Annotated in this window: 17 protein-coding genes, 1 tRNA gene and 1 pseudogene; 8 read left to right on the forward strand and 11 right to left on the reverse strand. The window is 65.1% G+C overall.

All coding sequences use genetic code 11. The features are described from left to right. Positions 1 to 40 precede the first annotated feature (40 nt). Positions 41 to 1,126, forward strand: coding sequence for a 2'-deoxycytidine 5'-triphosphate deaminase (locus tag LRS09_RS17085; protein WP_257808022.1), 1,086 nt, complete (start codon positions 41 to 43; stop codon positions 1,124 to 1,126). Here LRS09_RS17085 and LRS09_RS17090 read toward each other — a convergent pair. After that, positions 1,119 to 1,910 (reverse strand): ion transporter, encoded by a 792-nt coding sequence (locus LRS09_RS17090; RefSeq protein WP_257808023.1) that lies wholly within the window; start codon positions 1,908 to 1,910, stop codon positions 1,119 to 1,121. The two genes, LRS09_RS17085 and LRS09_RS17090, sit on opposite strands and share 8 nt — an antisense overlap. A gap of 100 nt (positions 1,911 to 2,010) precedes the next feature. Then, positions 2,011 to 3,186 carry a dipeptidase gene (locus LRS09_RS17095; protein ID WP_257808025.1) on the reverse strand — a complete coding sequence of 392 codons (1,176 nt, stop codon included), beginning with the start codon at positions 3,184 to 3,186 and terminating at the stop codon, positions 2,011 to 2,013. A 129-nt stretch (positions 3,187 to 3,315) separates the two neighbouring features. Between LRS09_RS17095 and LRS09_RS17100 the strand changes: the two genes are divergently transcribed. The 4 genes and pseudogenes from LRS09_RS17100 to LRS09_RS17110 all read left to right on the forward strand — a co-directional run bounded on the left by LRS09_RS17100 (position 3,316) and on the right by LRS09_RS17110 (position 5,411). Next, positions 3,316 to 3,389: transfer RNA gene (locus LRS09_RS17100), tRNA-Gly, on the forward strand. 773 nt (positions 3,390 to 4,162) lie between these two features. Further along, positions 4,163 to 4,243 (forward strand): annotated as a pseudogene (locus LRS09_RS30370) (hypothetical protein); the annotation flags it as partial. A gap of 166 nt (positions 4,244 to 4,409) precedes the next feature. Continuing rightward, entirely contained in the window at positions 4,410 to 4,964 is a 555-nt protein-coding gene (locus LRS09_RS17105) for a hypothetical protein (RefSeq protein WP_257808027.1), read from the forward strand. A gap of 177 nt (positions 4,965 to 5,141) precedes the next feature. Beyond that, positions 5,142 to 5,411: a DUF6460 domain-containing protein gene (locus LRS09_RS17110; protein WP_257808028.1), complete on the forward strand. Its 270-nt coding sequence runs from the start codon at positions 5,142 to 5,144 to the stop codon at positions 5,409 to 5,411. A 40-nt stretch (positions 5,412 to 5,451) separates the two neighbouring features. Here LRS09_RS17110 and LRS09_RS17115 read toward each other — a convergent pair whose 3' ends face one another. Next, positions 5,452 to 6,528, reverse strand: a complete 1,077-nt coding sequence (locus LRS09_RS17115) for a quinone-dependent dihydroorotate dehydrogenase (protein ID WP_257808029.1) — start codon at positions 6,526 to 6,528, stop codon at positions 5,452 to 5,454. Continuing rightward, complete coding sequence (locus tag LRS09_RS17120; protein WP_257808031.1) at positions 6,528 to 6,875, reverse strand: DUF952 domain-containing protein; 348 nt, start codon at positions 6,873 to 6,875, stop codon at positions 6,528 to 6,530. Before LRS09_RS17120 ends, LRS09_RS17115 begins: the two co-directional genes overlap by 1 nt. A gap of 120 nt (positions 6,876 to 6,995) precedes the next feature. Between LRS09_RS17120 and LRS09_RS17125 the strand changes: the two genes are divergently transcribed. Beyond that, positions 6,996 to 7,427, forward strand: a complete 432-nt coding sequence (locus tag LRS09_RS17125) for a hypothetical protein (protein ID WP_257808033.1) — start codon at positions 6,996 to 6,998, stop codon at positions 7,425 to 7,427. Here LRS09_RS17125 and LRS09_RS17130 read toward each other — a convergent pair whose 3' ends face one another. The 3 genes from LRS09_RS17130 to galE form a co-directional block, all read right to left on the reverse strand. Beyond that, positions 7,428 to 7,823, reverse strand: a complete 396-nt coding sequence (locus tag LRS09_RS17130; RefSeq protein ID WP_257808035.1) for a hypothetical protein — start codon at positions 7,821 to 7,823, stop codon at positions 7,428 to 7,430. It abuts the gene before it with no gap. 123 nt (positions 7,824 to 7,946) lie between these two features. After that, complete coding sequence (locus tag LRS09_RS17135; protein WP_257808037.1) at positions 7,947 to 8,801, reverse strand: D-alanyl-D-alanine carboxypeptidase family protein; 855 nt, start codon at positions 8,799 to 8,801, stop codon at positions 7,947 to 7,949. A gap of 160 nt (positions 8,802 to 8,961) precedes the next feature. Continuing rightward, positions 8,962 to 10,011: a UDP-glucose 4-epimerase GalE gene (galE, locus tag LRS09_RS17140; protein WP_257808038.1), complete on the reverse strand. Its 1,050-nt coding sequence runs from the start codon at positions 10,009 to 10,011 to the stop codon at positions 8,962 to 8,964. A gap of 276 nt (positions 10,012 to 10,287) precedes the next feature. Between galE and hemA the strand changes: the two genes are divergently transcribed. Further along, entirely contained in the window at positions 10,288 to 11,565 is a 1,278-nt protein-coding gene (hemA, locus tag LRS09_RS17145; protein ID WP_257808039.1) for a 5-aminolevulinate synthase, read from the forward strand. Here the strand turns inward: hemA and LRS09_RS17150 are convergent, their stop codons facing one another. Together LRS09_RS17150 and mscL are read right to left on the reverse strand one after the other, a co-directional pair. Then, positions 11,566 to 12,738: a pyridoxal phosphate-dependent aminotransferase gene (locus LRS09_RS17150; RefSeq protein WP_257808040.1), complete on the reverse strand. Its 1,173-nt coding sequence runs from the start codon at positions 12,736 to 12,738 to the stop codon at positions 11,566 to 11,568. 114 nt (positions 12,739 to 12,852) lie between these two features. Next, complete coding sequence (mscL, locus tag LRS09_RS17155; protein ID WP_257808042.1) at positions 12,853 to 13,275, reverse strand: large conductance mechanosensitive channel protein MscL; 423 nt, start codon at positions 13,273 to 13,275, stop codon at positions 12,853 to 12,855. 211 nt (positions 13,276 to 13,486) lie between these two features. Between mscL and LRS09_RS17160 the strand changes: the two genes are divergently transcribed. After that, complete coding sequence (locus LRS09_RS17160) at positions 13,487 to 16,981, forward strand: NahK/ErcS family hybrid sensor histidine kinase/response regulator (protein ID WP_257808043.1); 3,495 nt, start codon at positions 13,487 to 13,489, stop codon at positions 16,979 to 16,981. A gap of 1 nt (position 16,982) precedes the next feature. On the opposite strand, the gene LRS09_RS17165 is transcribed toward LRS09_RS17160, so the two are convergent. Both LRS09_RS17165 and LRS09_RS17170 read right to left on the reverse strand, forming a co-directional pair. Further along, the gene (locus LRS09_RS17165; RefSeq protein WP_374684923.1) at positions 16,983 to 17,618 is read right to left on the reverse strand and encodes a response regulator; all 636 of its coding nucleotides are present in this window, start codon (positions 17,616 to 17,618) and stop codon (positions 16,983 to 16,985) included. A gap of 144 nt (positions 17,619 to 17,762) precedes the next feature. Further along, positions 17,763 to 19,352: an FGGY-family carbohydrate kinase gene (locus tag LRS09_RS17170; protein ID WP_257808044.1), complete on the reverse strand. Its 1,590-nt coding sequence runs from the start codon at positions 19,350 to 19,352 to the stop codon at positions 17,763 to 17,765. Between the last annotated feature and the right edge of the window lies 1 nt (position 19,353).

Consider the following 19,353-nt stretch of genomic DNA (forward strand, 5'->3'; position numbering starts at 1 on the left):
GCAGATCCTGTGGGCGGAGAGAGTTCGAGAGAGTGAGTCCTTGCGTCAGACCGGCATCCTTCCCGACCGCGACATCGCCGCCCTGTTTTCCTCCGGCGCGCTGACGAGCGGCCGCCCGCTCGACGCCGACCAGATCCAGCCTGCCAGCCTCGATCTCAGGCTCGGAGAGACGGCCTGGCGCGTACGCGCGAGCTTCATGCCGGGGCGCCACGCGACGGTGGAGGACAAGCTGGCGCGGCTGAAGCTGCACGAGATCGACCTGCGCGAGAGCGCGGTGCTGGAGACGGGATGCGTCTACATCGTGCCGCTGCTGGAGAAGCTCGCGCTCCCGACTGACGTCTCCGCCTCGGCCAATCCGAAGAGCTCCACCGGCCGCCTCGACATCTTCACGCGCGTCATGGCCGACCATGCGCAGGAGTTCGACAAGATCCCGGCTGGCTATACCGGTCAGCTCTATATGGAAGTGAGCCCGCGCACCTTTCCGATCGTCGCCCGCACCGGCTCGCGCCTGTCGCAGATCCGTTTCCGCAAGGGGCATTCCCTTCTGTCGGAGGCCGAACTCGCGGCCCTGCATATCGAGCAGACGCTCGTCGCTTCGGAGGAGCCAAACATATCCGGCGGGGGCATAGCGCTCTCGATCGATCTCGAAGGCGACGCGAACGGGCTGATCGGCTATCGCGGCAAGCGGCACTCCTCGCTTGTCGACGTCGACAAGCGTGCCGCCCACGACATCCTCGACTTCTGGGAGCCGCTCCACAACCGCGGCAGCCGCGACCTGATCCTCGATCCGGACGAGTTCTACATCCTCGTCAGCCGCGAGGCGGTCCACGTGCCGCCCGATGTCGCCGCCGAGATGACGCCCTTCGATCCGCTCGTGGGCGAATTCCGGGTCCATTATGCCGGCTTCTTCGACCCCGGCTTCGGCCATTCCGCGGCCGGCGGCGCCGGCAGCCGCGCGGTGCTGGAGGTGCGCAGCCACGAGGTGCCGTTCATCCTGGAACACGGCCAGGTGGTCGGCCGCCTCGTCTATGAGCACATGCTGTCACGCCCCAAGGCGCTCTACGGCACCGACCTGAAGTCGAACTACCAGGCGCAGGGCCTGAAGCTGTCGAAGCACTTCAGGTAGCGCTGCCCGTCTTCCTGAGCTCACGCACCTCCTCGCGCAGCGCCCTGATCTCGCGCAGGATCTCGTCTTGATCCTCCTGTAGCGCCTCCCGCTCCGCGCTCGCCTCAGCCTCGTGCTCTTCCTCCATCGCGGAGACGATGACGCCGATGAACAGGTTGAGCACGGTGAAGGAGGTCGCGACGATGAACGGGATGAAGAACAGCCAGGCGGTCGGATAGACTTCCATCACCGGCCGCACCACGCCATCCGACCAACCCTCCAGCGTCATCACCTGGAACAGCGTGTAGAGCGAGGCGCCGATGTCGCCGAACCGGTCGGGGAAGGACTGGCCGTAGAGCTTCGTCGCCATCACCGCGAAGACATAGAAGACGAGCGCGAGCAGCAGGATGATCGATCCCATGCCGGGCAGCGCCGTGATGAAGCCGGTGACGACACGCCTGAGGGACGGGACGATCGAGATCAGCCTCAGCACGCGCAGGATGCGCAGCGCGCGCAGCACCGATAGCCCGCCGGTGGCCGGAATAAGCGCCACGCCGACGACCAGAAGGTCGAAGATGCGCCACGGATCCTTGAAGAAGTCGAGCCGGTAGACCGCGAACCGCGCCAGCAGTTCGAGCACGAAGACGGCGAGGATCAGGCTGTCGGCGATGGCCAGCGCCCCGCCGAACGCTGCCACTGCCGAGGGCGAGGTCTCCAGGCCGAGCGTGATCGCGTTGATGAAGATCAGGGCGGTGATGAGCGTTTCGAAGCGGCGCGATTCGATGAGCGTCTTGAGGGCGGTCACGGCGGCTCCGGCGAATGTTGGAAACTCGCAGACAGATGATGCGTGCGCCGCAAGCCGTCAAGCGCGATCCCTAAACAGCGGCGGTAGAAACGGTGGAGAGTTACTGCGGCAGGGTCTCCAGCAGGAAACGGACCTGGCTGCCGCCCATCACCTCGCCGATGTCGGCGGGCGACATGCCGCCCTTCAGCAGCGCCTCGGTAATCTTCGCCATGCCCGTCGCGTCGAACGGCGTCGTCACCGCGCCGTCGAAATCGGACCCGAGCCCGATATTCTCTGCGCCCACCAGATTGGCCGCATAAAGCTGCGCCCTGGCGATGTCGTCCGCGCTCGTGCCGCAGACGGCGACGTCCCAGAAACCGATACCGATCAGGCCGCCCTTGTCGGCGATCGCCCGTACCTGGTCGTCGGTGAGGTTACGGCCGTTGTCGCAGGTGCCGCGCACGCCGGTGTGCGAGACCACGATCGGCTTGGTCGCCATGGCCAGAACGTCGTCGATCTGTGCCATCGAGCCATGCGCAACGTCGACGATCATGCCTCTCGCCTCCATGCGGCGGATCATCTCGCGCCCGGCCTCCGTCAGCCCCGTTCGCGCGACGCCGTGTGCCGATCCTGCCATCTCATTGTCGAAGAAATGCGTTGGCGCCATCATGCGGTAACCGGCGTCGAACAGCACGTCGACATTGGCCGGATCGCCTTCCAGCACCTGGGCTCCTTCCAGCGCGAGCACGCCGGCCACGATGCCGGGCTCGACCTTGCGGCGCGCCAGAAACCGCTCCAGGTCACCGCGGCTGTAGATCATCGTCAGCTTCCCGTCCGATTTCGCCGCGAATTCCTTCAGCCGCTCCGCCTGGTAGAGCGCGCGTTCCTTCAGGCTGGTCCACGTCCTGATCGGCCAACGCTGCGCGACGGCGAGAAGCGTGATGTTGTCGCTGTCGGGCGCGTTGTGATCGATGTTCAGGCCGCGCGGTGTCTTCGATACCACCGAAAAGGCCTGCACCGCGACATTGCCTTCGATCAACCGCGGCACATCCACCTGCGCCCGAATGCCTCTTTCGAGCAGGTCGCGGCCCCACAGCAGCGAATCGGCATGGAGATCCGCGACCGTGAGCGTCTTGTGGAGTTCTGCCGCGCGCTCCGAGACGGAATAGGGTGGCGGTTCGATCACGCCATTCATGGCACGCTCCACCTCGGCGGGCGCGACGAAGAAGAAGATGCCGAGGCCGACGACGATCAGGACAACCAGGACCCCAAGGGCCCATTTCAGGAATCGCGGCATTGTCTCCCCCTCATGCAGACCATCCGACAGGTGCGCGCAAGCATGAGATGCGTCAAGCACCGAGATCCGGCGCCAGCGGAACAAGCGCCTTGACAGCGCACCGTCGGATCGCGGATGACTGTCGCCGCCGCGGGTGTAGCTCAATGGTAGAGCAGCAGCTTCCCAAGCTGAATACGAGGGTTCGATTCCCTTCACCCGCTCCAGCGCTTCTCCGGCCGAGCCACCAGCCTTCAATCCGATGGCGGTTAAACCTTCCCTAGGGGACCCTCTTTACTTGATTCAGTAGAAAAAACGAATCCGAATTGCACCGAAGAGTATGTAGGGCAAACATGCAATCTATGGCGACGTAGAAATCGGCACAGAGTATATTAAGCATCAAGAAAATATCTCGGCAATTGAATTACAATAAGACATATGTGTGACGAATTTCACACAATATGACATATACTATGTAATATAATCCGTATGACTGAGATAAAATCCAATATATTGCAAGATTTTCCTTGCCATCCGGTGTTGCAACTGTATTTTCCGTCCGGTCAAAAATTGAATCCTGGAGGATAGGATGACGAGGTTGTCGCATGCGGCCAAAATCGCCTCGCTGGCGGTTGGAGCCACGCTGCTGCTGGCTGGGACGGGCAGCGCGCAGATCGGAAACGGAGCACAGACGGTTGAAGCCTTTCCGTCCGGCCAATCGTCCGCTTCGGGTCCCGTCGGTCCGGGACTGAGCCGCCTGCCTACCACGACGCCGCGAGTGATGCCTTACCAGGCTACAGGCGGATCACTTCCGGCTGCTCAGGCTGCCGGCGCGATTGGGGAAAGCGGCGTGGGAAATAACGCGTACGGGCTGAACAGCGGCTACAAATGGCCCTATACCATTGCCCGAGTGGCGGTCATGGGCGCCCCGTTTAATACCGGGAACGGCGCGCTGGTTCCTGTTGCAAGCCGTCCGTATCGTTTTTCCGGCAAGCTTTGGATGCGCTTCGGCTCAAGCTGGTATGTCTGCACTGCTTCACTTGTGAAAAAGGGCGTTCTCATCACGGCGGCGCATTGCGTACATAATTATGGCCAAGCTGCCGCTGGTAATGCAAGCGAGGTGCGTTGGTATCCGGCAAACTACTCGTCTACGGGTGGCCCATGGGGGGCACTACCCGGCTCAGTCTTGGCGTATCCCCTTACCGTATTTTTACGGCACCGATACTTGCCAATCTGGTGCTATCGGTGTGGTCTGCAACAACGATATCGCCACAGTTCGGTTGGCACCACGCAACGGCGCCTATGCTGGAACTACTCTTGGCGGCTGGTATGGGTATGGTTGGAACGGCTACAGCTTCCTGGCGACACCCATCTTCGGCAACGCGACGGTCGCGGCGATCACTCAGATTGGCTATCCCTCGGCGATCGACAACGGCTATCTAATGCTGCGCGGCGATACGTTTGGTAAATACATTGCGACCACTGGTGCGAACGGTAAGCAATTGATGAACATTCAGATTGGCTCCGCCATGACCGGCGGTTCCTCTGGCGGTCCTTGGCTCGTCAATTTCGGCACATCTCCGGTTGTTACTGGCAGCGCCTCGCTTGGGAACTCAGCCGTCCGCAACACCGTCGTTGGTGTGACGAGCTGGGGCTATACCGAAGTGGGCGTCAACGTCCAGGGGGCATCTTGGTTCGGCCAGAATGCTGAGTTTCCCCTCGCCGCTTATGGCAGCTACGGCGCGGGCAATATCGGCAAGATCATGTACGATACTTGCACCCAGTCGCCCGCCAATTGCTAATCAGGTGAGCAAGGGCCTCCGGATGGAGGCCCTTGCCAATACATTGCCAGCCGCCGCGCCTAAAATATCTTCTTCTCCATCTGCTCAAATAAGTCTGGCGCGTCCGTTTTGCATCGTCCGCCGGCTTGATCTGGCCGCTTTCGGTGCGTATGCGCGCGCCATGATGGAGGTTTTTCCATGCCCGACGGCGTGAACCGCATTCTTGGCGACAGTCCGCTGCGCCTGCTCCTGAAGTTGGCGGTCGCCTCCTTCATCGTCGGCATGATCATGGCCTCGCTCGGCCTGTCGCCATGGGACATCCTCATCGGCGCCCGAGATTTCCTGGTCCGGCTCTGGAACATGGGCTTCTCGGCCATCGACCAGTTCCTGGGCTACATCCTGCTGGGTGCAGCCGTCGTGGTGCCGATCTGGCTGGTCCTGCGGCTGATCAACTACCGCCGCGGATGATCACGGCTCCAAGGACGAAAGGGCTTACCCGCCGGGCGACTTAATCCAGTCTAGCCTCCGCCCAACGTTCTGTTGCGCTGTCGCGGATGTCGCGGATGGAGGCCAGGCCCTCCCTGGCGGCGAAACGGGACATGCCGGAGACGATATCGCCCGGCAGGCCGGGGCCGGCGTAGATCATCCCCGTATAGAGCTGCACGAGATCGGCCCCGGCGCGGATTTTCTCGATCGCCGTCTCGGTCGACTCAATTCCGCCGACACCCACCACCGGAAAATCGGGGCCCAGTCGCCGGCGCATCCGCGCGAGCATGGCGGTCGAGCGGAGAAAGAGGGGGCGACCTGACAGCCCGCCCGCTTGCCGCGCCGTCTCCGTGTCTTCGAGGCCGCTGCGGGAAAGGGTCGTGTTCGAGACGATCAGTCCATCCAGCTTCTGCGCGAGCAGCTCGCCGGCGATGTTGTCGAGATCGGCATCGATGAGATCCGGCGCGATCTTCAGGAAGATCGGCGTCGCAGCTTCCGTCTCTGCTCGCGCCGCGATCACCCTGCCCAGCAGTTCGGCGAGCGCCTCGCGGCTCTGCAGCGCCCGCAGCCCTGGCGTGTTCGGCGACGAGATGTTGACGGTCAGGTAGGACGCACGTCTGGCGAAGGCGCGCACGCCCGCCTCGTAGTCGGCGATCCGGTCGGTCGAATCCTTGTTGGCGCCGATGTTGACGCCGACGATGCCGCCGCCCTGACGCTTTGCCAGCCTCTGCGCCAGCGCCTCATGGCCCTGATTGTTGAAACCGAGACGGTTGATCACGCCACGGTCGCTCATGAGGCGGAAGATGCGCGGCTTGGGATTGCCGGACTGGGGCAGGGGGGTGACCGTTCCGACCTCTGCGAAGCCAAAACCCAGCCGCAGCAGCGCATCCGGAATCTCACCGTTCTTGTCGTAGCCCGCCGCCATGCCGAGCGGATTGGGAAAGCGCAGACCTGCGACCTCGACGACGAGGCGCGGATCGGGCTTCGCGGGGCAGGCGAGCGGCACACCAGACCTGAGCGCTGCGATCGAGAGGCCATGCGCCGTTTCCGGGTCGAACGCGAAGAGGAGCGGCAGCCCGAATTTGAAAGGAGAGATCATCAGGCGCCGAGGTCCGGAAACATATGGTTGCCGTCGGGGCCGAGCGGCATCTCCCTGACCCAGAGCACGGCGGAAACGGGCAGAGGTGCATAGAGGTGGGGGAAGAGCGCGCCGCCGCGCGACACCTCGTAGCGCATCGCAGCGCCGAATGCGCCGTCGTCGACCGCGATCAGCAGAAGGTCTCCCTGGCCGGCGAAGTGTTTCGCCGCGGTCTCCCGCACCTGATCGGCAGTGGAGAAATGAATGAAGCCGTCCGCGAGGTCGATCGGTGCGCCATCGAACACGCCGGCTTCCACCGCCTTGTCCCACAGCGCGCGCGGCGCGATCTTGTAGATAATCCGTGACATGGCTGCGCTATAGACGACAAGCCGGCGCGCCGGAAGCCGGGCAGACCCGGCCGCGGACATGTCCACCGCATTTCCGGCGTAAAGATCCGGGAAGATCGCGAGACGAGGCAGGAGGTCCCCATGCTCATCGCTAGACTGGCAGCTTTCGCTCTCGCCGCGACCGTTCCGGCCGCCGTCGCGCAGGAGGCGGAGACCCGCTACACGCTCGAAAAGACGCCGGACGGCTATGTCCGCATGGATACCCGCACGGGCGAGATGTCGGTCTGCACGGAGCGCACGGGGCAGCTCGTCTGCCGCCTCGCCGCCGACGAACGTTCCGTCTGGCAGGATGAGATCGACCGGCTGGCACGCCGTCTCGACGAGGTGGAAAAGCGTCTCGGCGCGCTCGAAGGACCGCGTGCACCGCAGACGGCGCTGCCGAGCGAGGAGCAGTTCGAGCAGAGCCTGACCTTCATGGAGCGCTTCTTCCGACGCTTCATCGACATCGTGAAGGATCTGGAAGCCGAGACCGATACTGCAAAGCCCGAAGCTCCGTCGCCGCAGAAGACCTGATCAACCGACGGTCGGCGGCGAATACGGCGTGAGGCCGCCAAGTTGAAGCAGCGCGGAAGCCCCAAACAGCCCGACTGCTACCCACAGCGTCACCTGGGCATAGTGGCCGTAGACTTCGCGCATAATCGTCGTGAAGACGAACCGGGCGTCGGTCTCTGCCGGTCGGTTGACTTCGTCCAGATAGAGCCAGACTTCGCTGTGCCGCGGGTTGCGCGAGGCGGCCGTCATCGCCCTCCAGAGAAGGATCAGGGACATGATGAGCGCCAGCACGGCGCCCGATCTGAACGAAGAAACCGGCGCGAAGGAGAAGCCGACCATTACGCAGCCGATCGCGAGCCAGCCGAACATCACCGCGCGTCCGACGCATTCGACGGCCACCTGCCTGATCTGGTTCATCTCGCTCTCCGGCAGAGCACTATGGGACGATCATTGCTGCGGCGGGGCCGCATCGCAAATCACTTTGCGGAGAAGCCGCCCGGCGGCGTTTCGTTCCCGCGAATGTCCGGAATTTCGCGCGGATCAGGTATGCGTGCCGCCGCGGCTCGCCGCTGCCGGAAGGTAGCGCTGGATCAGCTCCTGCACATGGGCGTTGCGGCCGTTTGCGCTCTCGCCGCCCATCACCGTCACGATCAGGCGCTTTCCGTCGCGGTTCACCGAGGTGACAATGTTGAAACCCGAGGCGCGAATGTAGCCGGTCTTGATGCCGTCGATGCCGCCGGTTTCGAGCAGCTTGTTGTGGCCGCGCACCATCTTGCCGGCATAGGCAAATTCGCGCGTCGAGAAGTAGGCGTAGTGGTGCGGGAAACGCTGTCGCAGCGCCATCCCGAGCAGGGCCATGTCCCGCGCGCAGGTCTGCTGCCCGGCGTCGGGAAGACCGGAGGCGTTGCGGAACGTGGTCTTCGTCATCCCGAGCGCGCGCGCCCTGGCGGTCATGTTCGCCGCAAACTGCGCCTCCGATCCGCCGAGATACTCGCCGACGGCGGCCGCCACGTCATTGGCCGAGCGCACGACGAGTGCGCGGATGGCGCTGTCGACGTCGATCGATCCGCCCGGCTTGATCCCCATCTTGGTCGGTGGCTGCGAGGCGGCGTGGGCCGAGATCGGGATCTGCGTCGACTTGCTGATGCGGCCGGAATCCAGCGCTTCGAACAGCATGTAGAGGGTCATCATCTTGGTGAGAGAGGCCGGATAGCGCATCTGGTCGGCCGAGGCGGAGTAGAGCGTGCGGCCGGTGTTCGCGTCGACGACGATCGCCGCATACTTCTCCGACTGGATCGGCTGGACCTCCAGCACTCTGGTCGGCGAACTCGTGGAACAGGCCGCAAGCAAGAAGGCCATCGTCCCTGCCAGGACAAGCCGCAAGATCGGTCTCATGTTCATTCCGGTCGCCTAGAACCCTCACGTCCCGCCGGAATGGCGGGGATTTGCCCCTCGGCGCCACGTGTCGCGCTGCCGCGGCGCGGCGTCAACTCCCGCGGGAATTGCCGCGCACATGCCTGTGAGTTCTCCAGAAGGTGTTGCGTCGATGCCGCGCTCAGGCACCGATCCGCCCAGTAAAGCCCATCCAGCCGCCCGAATCCTGCGAGTCGGCGTCCCAGATCGCATTGCGCTTCGACAGCGCCTTCTCCCAAGCGATCGAGGTCTCCGCGATCGTGTCGATGCTGTCGTAGCGTGGCACCCAGTTGAGCGTCGATTTCAGCAGCGTCGGATCGGCGATCACGCAGGGCATGTCGCCTTCGCGCCGCGGCCCCAGATGCACCTCGATGCTGCGCCCGCTCGCGCGCTGCACCGCCTCGATCAGGTCGAGCACGGAATATCCGTGGCCGTAGCCGCAGTTCGCGACCAGGTTGCCGCCGCCCGCGCGCAGGTGAAGCAGTGCCAGGCGATGTGCGGCGACGAGGTCGCTCACATGGATGAAGTCGCGAATGCAGGTGCCGTCATGCGTCGGATAGTCGGTGCCGAACACCTCGATGCGACTGCGCTTGCCCAACGCGGCCTCGACCGCGACCTTGACCAGATGCGTCGCGCCCTTGGTCGACTGGCCGGTGCGGCCGCGCGGATCGGAGCCGGCGACGTTGAAATAGCGCAGCGCGGCGTAGTGGAATTCGTGCGCGCGGGCGACATCCCGCAGCATCAGCTCCGTCATCATCTTCGAGACGCCGTAGGGCGTTTCCGGCGCCAGCCTGTAGCTCTCAGGCACCGGATCGGAATGCGTCATGCCGTAGACGGCGGCGGTGGAGGAGAAGATGAAGTTCTTTACCCCGCCGCGCACCGCCGACTCGATCAGGGTGCGCGACTTGGAGGTGTTGTTCTCGTAATAGGCGAGCGGATCGGCGAGCGATTCCGGCACCACGGCCGAGCCGGCGAAATGAATGATCGAATCGATGTCGTTGCGGCGCAGGATCGTCTTCATCAGCTCTTGGTCGGCGATGTCGCCGATGACGAGGCGCGCTTCCGAGGGCACGGCCCAGCTGAAGCCGGTCGACAGGCGGTCGAGCACCACCACGTCCTCGCCGTGGTCGAGCAGTTCCCACACCATGTGGCTGCCGATATAGCCGGCGCCTCCCGTCACAAGTACAGCCATACGAAGCACCCTTTGGCCGACCAAGGCCGGCTAGACGCGCCGGCCACCCGGATTTCCGGTGCCGCAAGGTTAGCGCGAAAGGCTTAAGGAAGCGTAGGCTGAAAACAGAAGGTTACCGGCGTGTCTTGATCCAGGACAAAGCGGCATCGGCCAGAAACGTTCATTTGGGAATAGCTGCTGCGTCGGCAGCGTTTGCCGTGGCAATTTGACCGCAAGCGGCGAATGGATTCCCCCGGCGTCCGGGACTATGTTCCGGCGCGAATGCAGGACTAGGGCATGAACTATCAGCGTTTTTTCCAGGAAGCGATCGATCAGCTCCACGCCGAGCGCCGCTACAGGGTCTTCGCCGATCTCGAGCGGATCGTGGGCTCCTTTCCGCGCGCGATCTGGCGGTCGGGTGGCGAGACCAAGGAAATCACCGTCTGGTGCTCGAACGACTATCTCGGCATGGGCCAGCATCCGGACGTGATCGCGGCCATGCAGAATGCGGCCGGGTGCATGGGCTCCGGCGCCGGCGGAACGCGCAACATCTCCGGCACCAATCATCCGCTGGTCGAGCTTGAGGCTGAACTCGCCGACCTGCACGGCAAGGAAGCTGGCCTCGTCTTCACCTCCGGTTTCGTCTCCAACGAGGCGTCGATCTCGACCATCGGCCGCCTGCTGCCGAACTGCCTCATCCTTTCGGACGAACTGAACCATTCTTCGATGATCGAAGGCGTGCGCCGCTCAGGTGCCGAGAAGAAGGTCTTCCGCCACAACGACGTGCGCCATCTGGAATCGCTGCTCCAGGCGGCGGGGCGCGAGCGCGCCAAGCTGATCGTGTTCGAATCCGTCTACTCGATGGACGGCGACATCGCGCCGATCGCCGAGATCGCCGACCTCGCCAAGCGCTACAACGCCATGACCTACATCGATGAGGTCCATGCGGTGGGCATGTATGGCGGTCGCGGCGGCGGCATCACCGAGCGCGAGGGGCTCGCCGACCGCATCGACGTGATCGAGGGCACCCTGGCCAAGGCGTTCGGAACGCTGGGCGGCTACATCACCGGCACCAAGGAAGTGATCGACGCGGTTCGCTCCTATGCGCCGGGCTTCATCTTCACCACGGCATTGCCGCCGTCCATCGCCGCGGCCGCAACCGCCTCGATCCGCCACCTCAAGGTATCGGGTGCCGAGCGGGAGGCGCAGCAGCGCCAGGCCACGCATACGAAGGACGTTCTGTCGGGAGCCGGCCTGCCGGTCATGCCCTCGCAGACGCATATCGTGCCGGTGCTCGTCGGCGATCCGGAGCTGTGCAAGATGGCCAGCGACCGACTGCTCGCAGTGCACGGCATCTATATCCAGCCGATCAACTATCCCACCGTGCCGCGCGGCACGGAGCGCCTGCGCATCACCCCGACGCCGTTCCACACTGACGGCCTGATCGACGGCTTGAAGGATGCGCTGGTCGAAACCTGGACTGCGCTCGGCATCCCGTTCAGCGACATGCGCAAGCCGGGCATCGAAAAGAGCGACCGGATCATCCCGCTGGTCGTGCCGTCCGCCGGCGGCTGATCAGCGGTTCCTGATCCACGTCGCCAGCCGGTTGGCGGATTCTTCCACCTGATCCAGCCGGCGGTGGAAGCAGATACGGAAGAAACCGGCGCCGTCCTCCTCGAACGCCGTGCCGGGCGCCAGCCCGACATTCGCCTGGTCGACGATGTCGAATGCGGCCTGGCGCACGTCCGTCACCCCATCGATCGAGAAGTAGAGGTAGAACGCGCCCGCGGGCACGCTGAAGCGGGCGCGACCGGTCTCGCCGAGGATACGGCAGACGATGTCGCGCGCCTGATGCGCCCGCTCGACCTGCGAGGCGATGAAGGCGTCGCCCTGATCGAGGGCTGCGACTGCGCCGCGCTGCATGAACTGCGCGACGCCGGAGGTTGAATACTGGATCAGGTTCTCGAACACGGCCTGAAGGTCGGGATGGACCTTGACCCAGCCGACGCGCCAGCCGGTCATGGCCCAGTTCTTGGAGAAGCTGTTGACGAAGAGGATGCGGTCGTCCGGCTCCATCACGTCCATGAAGGAGGGCGCGCGCCGGCCGCCATAATAGAACAGCGAATAGATCTCGTCGGCGACGATCCAGATGCCCTTTTCGCGCGCCAGCGAAAGCAGCGCCTTCAGCGTCTCTATGTCGGCGGTCCAGCCGGTCGGGTTCGACGGCGTGTTGACGAACAGCGCGCGCGTGCGCGGCGTGATCGCCGCCGCCACCTTGTCGATGTCGCAGGTCCAGCCATTGTCGGACCAGTCGAGATGGACCGGAACCGGCCTGGCACCGGCGACGCCCGCCGCGGCGGCGAGGTTCGGCCATGCCGGCGACAGATAGACGATCTCGTCGCCCGCGCCGGCGATGGCGTCGATAGCGAGCTGGATCGACTGCATGCCGGAGCCGGTGACGATGAATTCCTCCGCGGCGAAGTCGCGGCCGAAATGACGCCTGTGGTAGCGCGCCAGTGCCTCGCGCAGTTCGGGAATGCCACGCTGCCAAGTGTAGAACGTCTCGCCGGCGGCGAGCGCCTCCATCGCGGCGCGGGTGATGAAGTCTGGCGTCGGCAGGTCGCCCTCGCCGGCCCAGAGCGGGATCAACCCCTCTTTGCCGCGGCCGTGGTTCATGACGGCGACGATGCCGCTTTCAGGCGCGAGGCGCGCTTCGGGGCGGAGATAGGATGTGATGGAGGCAGGCAAGGAAGGCTATCCGGTTAGGCGAGGCCACTGCCTTAGCGGTTTTGCGGTCCCGACAAAACAGAAATCCCCGGCCACGAGGCGACCGGGGAGCGTACTGTGGACGTCTCCTGACGATCAGGCCTTCTTGGCGAGAAGGTCGCGGATCTCCGTGAGGAGCTGCACGTCTGCGGGGGGAGCGGCTACTTCGACCGGCTTCTCCTTCTCGAGGCGCTTGCGCAGGTTGTTCAACAGCTTGACCATGATGAAGATGATCCAGGCCAGAATCAGGAAGTTGATCACGACGGTGAGGAAGCTGCCATAGGCGAACACCGCGCCCTGCTTGCGGGCCTCTTCCAGAGACGTCGCGGTCACCGAGGACGACAGCGGCAGGAAATAGTTGGAGAAGTCGAAGCCGCCGAAGATCGCGCCTACGATCGGCATGATGATATCGCCCACCAGCGACGAAACGATCAGGCCGAACGCGCCGCCGATGATGACGCCCACGGCAAGGTCCATGACGTTGCCCTTCGAGATGAACTCCTGGAATTCCTTCAGCATCTGGTCCCTCCAAAATGCGAGTTGAACAGGTCGCCTGCAATCCATCGGCGGCCCGATCGCGCGACCATAGCGGATTCCGTTCCGGCAGACAGTGCAAAATTCGCCGCCTCGGCCGTCACCAAAGAGACCTTCCCGCGACTTACGTCGCCCTTGATCGCCCGGCGCAAGATGCGCCATGGTTCGGCCACGCCGGACAAGGAGGAACTCGGGCGTGCAAGGCTGGGTCATCGTCATCATCGCGATCGCCTACGTCACGCTGCTGTTCGGCGTGGCGAGCCTCGGCGACCGCCGCGCCGCCCGGCTCGGCTCGGGGCATTCGCGCCCGTATATCTATGCGGCGAGCCTGGCGATCTACTGCACGTCCTGGACCTTCTTCGGCTCGGTCGGTCTCGCCTCCGAGCGCGGGCTCGAATATCTGGCGATCTATATCGGTCCGGCCCTGGTCTTCCTGTTCGGCTTCCCGCTGCTGCGCCGGGTGATCCGTCTCGCCAAGACCGAGAAGATCACCTCCGTCGCCGACTTCCTCGCCGCCCGCTACGGCAAGAGCTTCGCCGTCGCCTCGATCGCCACCATCATCGCCACCGTCGGCGCCATCCCCTACATCGCCCTCCAGCTCAAGGCGATCTCGGGTTCGGTCAGCCTGATGGTCGAGCACTACAACGGCGCGGCTCCGGCCCTCGATTTCTTCATCGGCGACGTGTCGCTCGCCGTCGCCTTCCTGCTCGCCGTCTTCGCCGTGCTGTTCGGCACGCGCCACGCCGACGCGACCGAGCATCAGGACGGGCTCGTGCTCGCGGTAGCGGTGGAATCGATCGTCAAGCTGGCCGCCTTCCTGGTGATCGGCCTTGCGATCACCTTCTTCTTCCTCGGCGGTCTGGACGGTTTCATCGCGGCCACGTCGGCGAATGCGGAAGTGGCCCAGGCCGCGAACTACCAGACGTCGCCCTCCACCTGGATCGTGATGACCGTGCTGAGCGGCTTTGCGATCCTGCTCCTGCCGCGCCAGTTCTACGTCACCATCGTCGAGAGCCGCAGCGAGGGCGAGCTGCGCACGGCGACCTGGCTCTTCCCGCTCTACCTGGTGGTGATCAACCTGTTCGTCCTGCCGATCGCGTTTGCCGGCCTTACTCTCGTGGGCAATCAGACCTCGGCGGACCTCTATGTTCTGTCCGTGCCGCTGCTTGCCGGCCACGACCTGCTCGCGCTCGCCGCCTTCATCGGCGGCCTGTCGGCGGCGACCGCGATGGTGATCGTGGAGAGCGTCGCGCTCGCCATCATGATCTCCAACGACCTGGTGATCCCGATCTTCGCCCGCGGCATGCTGCGCCCGACCGAGCGCCGGCGCGAAGACCTGTCGACGGTGATCCTCAACATCCGCCGCGCCGCGATCTTCATCGTCCTGTTCGTGGCGTTCCTCTACTATCGCGAGGCGACGACCAACACGCGGTTGGCCTCGATTGGCCTGATGTCCTTCGCCGCCATCGCCCAGTTCGCGCCGGCTTTCGTGGGAGGTCTCGTCTGGCGCGGCGCCAATGCCCGCGGCGCTATCCTCGGCATGACGGCGGGCTTCGCCGTCTGGGCCTACACGCTGCTGATCCCGTCGCTGCTTCCGCCCGACACCGACTTCGTCGCGCACGGCCTGTTCGGCATCGCCGCGCTGCGGCCGCAGGCGCTCATCGGAACCGTCGCCGAGCCGCTGAACCATGGCGTTCTGTGGAGCCTCGCCATCAACACGCTCTTCTTCGTGCTAGGGTCGCTGTCGCGCGCCTCGAAGCCGCTGGAGCGCATCCAGGCCGCGCTCTTCGTGCCGCGCGACCAGAACCCGATGCCGAGTCTGCGCCGCTTCCGCACTGCGGTCACCGCCAACGACCTGCGCGAGACGATCTCACGCTATCTCGGCGTCGAGCGGACGGAGCGCTCGTTCGAGACCTTCGAGAAACAGTCGGGCGCGCGCATCGTCGGATCGGAGCCGGCGAACACGGCACTCATCCGCTATTCCGAGCAGTTGCTCACCAGCGCGGTCGGCTCGTCGTCGGCTCGGCTGATCCTGTCGCTGCTGTTCCAGCGCAACGACAAGTCCTCGCGCGATGCCTTCCGCCTGCTGGACGACGCGTCGGAAGCGCTGCAGCAGAACCGCGACCTCTTGCAGATCGCGCTCGACCAGATGGCGCAGGGCATCACCGTGTTCGACCGCGATTTCCGGCTGACCTGCTGGAACCGCCAGTATCGCGTCCTGTTCGACCTGCCGGAGGAACTGGGGCAGGTGGGCGTCTCGCTCACCCATATCCTCGACCTCCTCGTGCAGCGCGGCGATCTGGTGCCGGGGGCGGAGACGACCATCCTCGACCGCCTGTCGACCTATGACCAGCCCTGGCAGCTGGAGCTCAGGACAAGTGGCCGGATCGTGGAGCTGCGTTCGAACCCGATGCCCGACGGTGGCATGGTGGCGACCTATGCGGACATTACCGCGCGGGTGCATGCCGACAAGGCGCTGAAGGTCGCCAACGAGTCGCTCGAACAGCGCGTCGCCAGCCGCACGGCGGAGCTGACCCGCGTCAACCGCGAACTGGCCGAGGCGCAGATGCTGGCCGAGGAGGCCAATCTCGGCAAGACCCGCTTCCTCGCGGCCGTCGGCCACGACATCCTCCAGCCGCTCAACGCGGCGAGGCTCTACTGCGCCTCGCTGATCGAGCGCACGCGCAAGGGCTCGGAGCGGGAGGCGGCCGCCAACATCGATTCCGCCCTCGATTCCGTCGAGGCGATCCTGGGTGCCGTGCTCGACATTTCGAGGCTCGATGCGGGCGCGATGAAGCCGCAGGCGACCGTCTTCAGACTCGACGGCCTGCTGCGGCAGATCGGAACGGATTTCCAGCCTCTCGCGCGGGAAAAGAACCTCAGCCTGCGCATCGTGCCGTCCAGCATCGCGGTAATGACCGACCGCAACCTGTTCCGGCGCCTGCTGCAGAACCTAGTCTCCAACGCGATCAAATACACCCGCTCCGGCAGCGTGCTGGTCGGCGCGCGCCGCCGCGGCTCGCTGGTCGAGATCCAGGTGGTCGACACCGGCATCGGCATTCCGTCGGACAAGCTGAACAGCGTATTCCAGGAGTTCCTTCGGCTGGATGAAGGCGCGAAGGAGGCACAGGGCCTTGGCCTCGGCCTGTCGATCGTCGACCGCATTGCTCGCGTGTTGCGCCTGGAGTTGAGGCTTGGCTCGACCGAGAAGGGCACGATGTTCTCTGTGCTGCTGCCGATTTCGGCCGCGCAGGAACTCCCGCTTCCGGAACGTGGCCGGGTCGAGCGTCAGGGTGCCTTTTCCGTCGACGGCATGACCGTCTACTGCATCGACAATGACGAGCGGATCCTGGAAGGGATGCGCCAGCTTCTTGAGGGCTGGGGATGCCGCGCGGTGCCGATCTCGGGCAGTGCCGCGCTCGACGCCATGGATGCGAAGGAATTGCCGCGGCCTGACATCGTGTTCGCCGACTACCATCTCGACGACGAGACGGGCTTCGACCTGATTGCTGCCTTGCGACTACGCTTCGGCGAGGACGTGCCGGCGGTGCTCGTGACGGCCGACCGGTCGGCGGATGTGCGCCAGAAGGCCGCGAACCTCGATATTCCGATCCTCAACAAGCCCGTGAAGCCGGCCGGCCTGCGCTCGATGCTCGCCCGCTATCAGCGCACGGCCGCGGCGGCGGAATAGGTCAGGCGGTCGGCAGCGGCTCCGAGCCGATCTTGGAGAGCTGGATCACGGCCTGCGTGCGGCTGTCGACGCCGAGCTTCTGCAGCACGGCCGAGACGTGCGCCTTGATCGTCGCCTCGGACACGCCAAGCTCATAGGCGATCTGTTTGTTGAGCAGGCCCTCTGCGAGCATCGACAAGACGCGCGACTGCTGCGGCGTCAGCGACTGCAGCCGCTGGATCAGGTCGGAAATCTCGGGATCCGCCTCGACGCCGAGGTCGATGTCCTCCGGCGACCAGATGCCGCCGGCGAGCACGGTCGAGATCGCGGTGCGGATATGTTCCATGCTGGACGACTTGGAGATGAAGCCGGACGCGCCGAGGCTGAGCGCGCGGCGGATCGTCTCCGGGTCGTCATGCGCCGACACGATGACGACCGGCACGCCGGCCTGAATGCCGCGCAGCGCGACGAGGCCGGACAGGCCGCTGACGCCGGGCATGGCAAGGTCGAGCAGGATGAGGTCGAGATCGTCGTTGGCCGCCACGATTGCGCGCGCGGTCTCGAAGTCGCCCGCTTCAAGGATTTCCGGATCGCCGCCGATCCCGGCCAACGCCTGTTTCAGCGCGCCGCGAAACAGCGGATGATCGTCGGCGATCATGAACCTGACGCCTGTTGCCACCCGTTCCTCCCGAATATCCGACGGTCTGTTGCCAACGGTATGAGTCAGGACTTTAGGGACTCGGCAAAGCATTTCAAGCGCCGCATCGCCGCGAGAGCCGGAGTTTTCCGGCGATTTCGATGTCTAGCCCCGATGTTCTTCGGCTATCCGCGACAATTCCTGCCAATGGCGGTACATCGCCTTCAGGATCGCATCGTCACGGTCAAAGGCGGAGCGGACGGTCGGATTGGGCATCCGCCGCCGTTCAGGCTGCCTCATGGCCCGGCAGGCAGTGGCAAGATCGGGATGGATGCCGGCCGCCGCTGCTCCGGCCATCGCCGTGCCGAGGAGCACGGCGTCTTCCGCCTCCGTCTCCACCACGTCCACGCCGGTCGCGTCCGCATAGAGCTCCATCAGAAGCGGATTGCGCGTGTGCCCGCCGGTGACGTGCAGGGATTCGATGCTGTAGCCGTACGCGTTCATGTGCTCGAGGATTTGTCGCACGCCGAGCGCGATCGCCACCGCCGTGCGCCAGTAGAGCCGGCACAGCCCGTCGAAGGAAGCGTCGAGCGTCAGGCCGCTGATCGCGCCGGTGGCATGCGGATCCGCGAAGGGCGATCGATTGCCGTGGAAGTCCGGCAGGACGTGCAGGTCTGCCGCCAGATGCGGCTCGCTCGTGCGCAGTTCGGCAATCCTGCCGATGATCCGCGCGTGCACCTGCGCATCGGGCTCGCCGCCCTTGCCGTGCAGCCGGATGATGTGGTCGAGCAGCGCGCCTGTCGCGGACTGGCCGCCCTCCGATTGCCAGAGCCCGGGCAGGGCGGTGCCGAAATAGGGCCCCCAGATGCCCGGCACCATGCGCGCATCGCCGGCAAACGCCATCACGCAACTCGACGTGCCGGCGATCAGCGCCAGGTGCCGGTCGGCAGCCTCGGAGGCATGCGCGCCGATCACGCCGAGCGAGCCGGCGAACGCGTCGATCATTCCGGGACCGACGAGGCAGGATGGCGACAGGCCGAGTTCATCGGCTGCCGCCGGCGTCACCTTGCCGATGGCTGTGCCGACTGCGCTGGCCTCGTCCGGCAGGCCACCGCGGGCGAGCATGTCGCCCAGGCCGACCCTGTCGAAGAAATCGCGCCGCCAACCACCGTCATGTGCCAGGTAGGTCCATTTCGTCGTCAGCGTGCATTGCGAGCGCGCCGTCGTTCCCGTCGCCTTCCAGGTGAGGAAGTCGGCGAGGTCGAAGAAATGACCGGCCGCCGCCCAGGTCGCCGACGCGTTCCGCTTCAGCCACATCAGCTTCGGCGTCTGCATTTCCGGCGACATCACCCCGCCGATATGGTTGAGCACCGGATGGCCGGTGGCGGTGCATTCGTCGGCCTCGGCGAGCGCACGGTGGTCGAGCCAGACGATCGTGTCCCACCCGCTCTCGCCGCCGGCCGACACGGAGAGCTGGCGCCCGTCCGCCCCGCGCACCACCAGCGAGCATGTCGCGTCGAAGGCGAGCGCGCAGATGTCGTCCGGCCCGGCCGCCGCTTTCGTCCTCGCAGACTGCACCGCGCGGCACACGGCACGCCAGATGTCCTCGGAATCATGCTCCGCCTGGTTTGCCGACGGACGGTTCATCGCGATCGGCTGCTCGCCCCGGCCAAGCTGCCGGCCGGCCGCGTCGAAGATGCCGGCGCGGGCGCTGCCGGTTCCGACATCGACGGCGCAGATCAGGCCGCGCGCCACG

The sequence above is a fragment of the Mesorhizobium sp. J428 genome (genome assembly GCF_024699925.1).
Lineage (GTDB): Bacteria > Pseudomonadota > Alphaproteobacteria > Rhizobiales > Rhizobiaceae > Mesorhizobium_A.

Coding starts and splice junctions, on each gene's coding strand:
- LRS09_RS17095 (WP_257808025.1), bottom strand. CDS start 3,186: ATGCCGCGATTCCTGAAATGGGCCCTTGGGGTCCTGGTTGTCCTGATC.
- LRS09_RS17110 (WP_257808028.1), top strand. CDS start 5,142: ATGCCCGACGGCGTGAACCGCATTCTTGGCGACAGTCCGCTGCGCCTG.
- LRS09_RS17115 (WP_257808029.1), bottom strand. CDS start 6,528: ATGATCTCTCCTTTCAAATTCGGGCTGCCGCTCCTCTTCGCGTTCGAC.
- LRS09_RS17120 (WP_257808031.1), bottom strand. CDS start 6,875: ATGTCACGGATTATCTACAAGATCGCGCCGCGCGCGCTGTGGGACAAG.
- LRS09_RS17125 (WP_257808033.1), top strand. CDS start 6,996: ATGCTCATCGCTAGACTGGCAGCTTTCGCTCTCGCCGCGACCGTTCCG.
- LRS09_RS17130 (WP_257808035.1), bottom strand. CDS start 7,823: ATGAACCAGATCAGGCAGGTGGCCGTCGAATGCGTCGGACGCGCGGTG.
- LRS09_RS17135 (WP_257808037.1), bottom strand. CDS start 8,801: ATGAGACCGATCTTGCGGCTTGTCCTGGCAGGGACGATGGCCTTCTTG.
- galE (WP_257808038.1), bottom strand. CDS start 10,011: ATGGCTGTACTTGTGACGGGAGGCGCCGGCTATATCGGCAGCCACATG.
- hemA (WP_257808039.1), top strand. CDS start 10,288: ATGAACTATCAGCGTTTTTTCCAGGAAGCGATCGATCAGCTCCACGCC.
- mscL (WP_257808042.1), bottom strand. CDS start 13,275: ATGCTGAAGGAATTCCAGGAGTTCATCTCGAAGGGCAACGTCATGGAC.
- LRS09_RS17165 (WP_374684923.1), bottom strand. CDS start 17,618: ATGATCGCCGACGATCATCCGCTGTTTCGCGGCGCGCTGAAACAGGCG.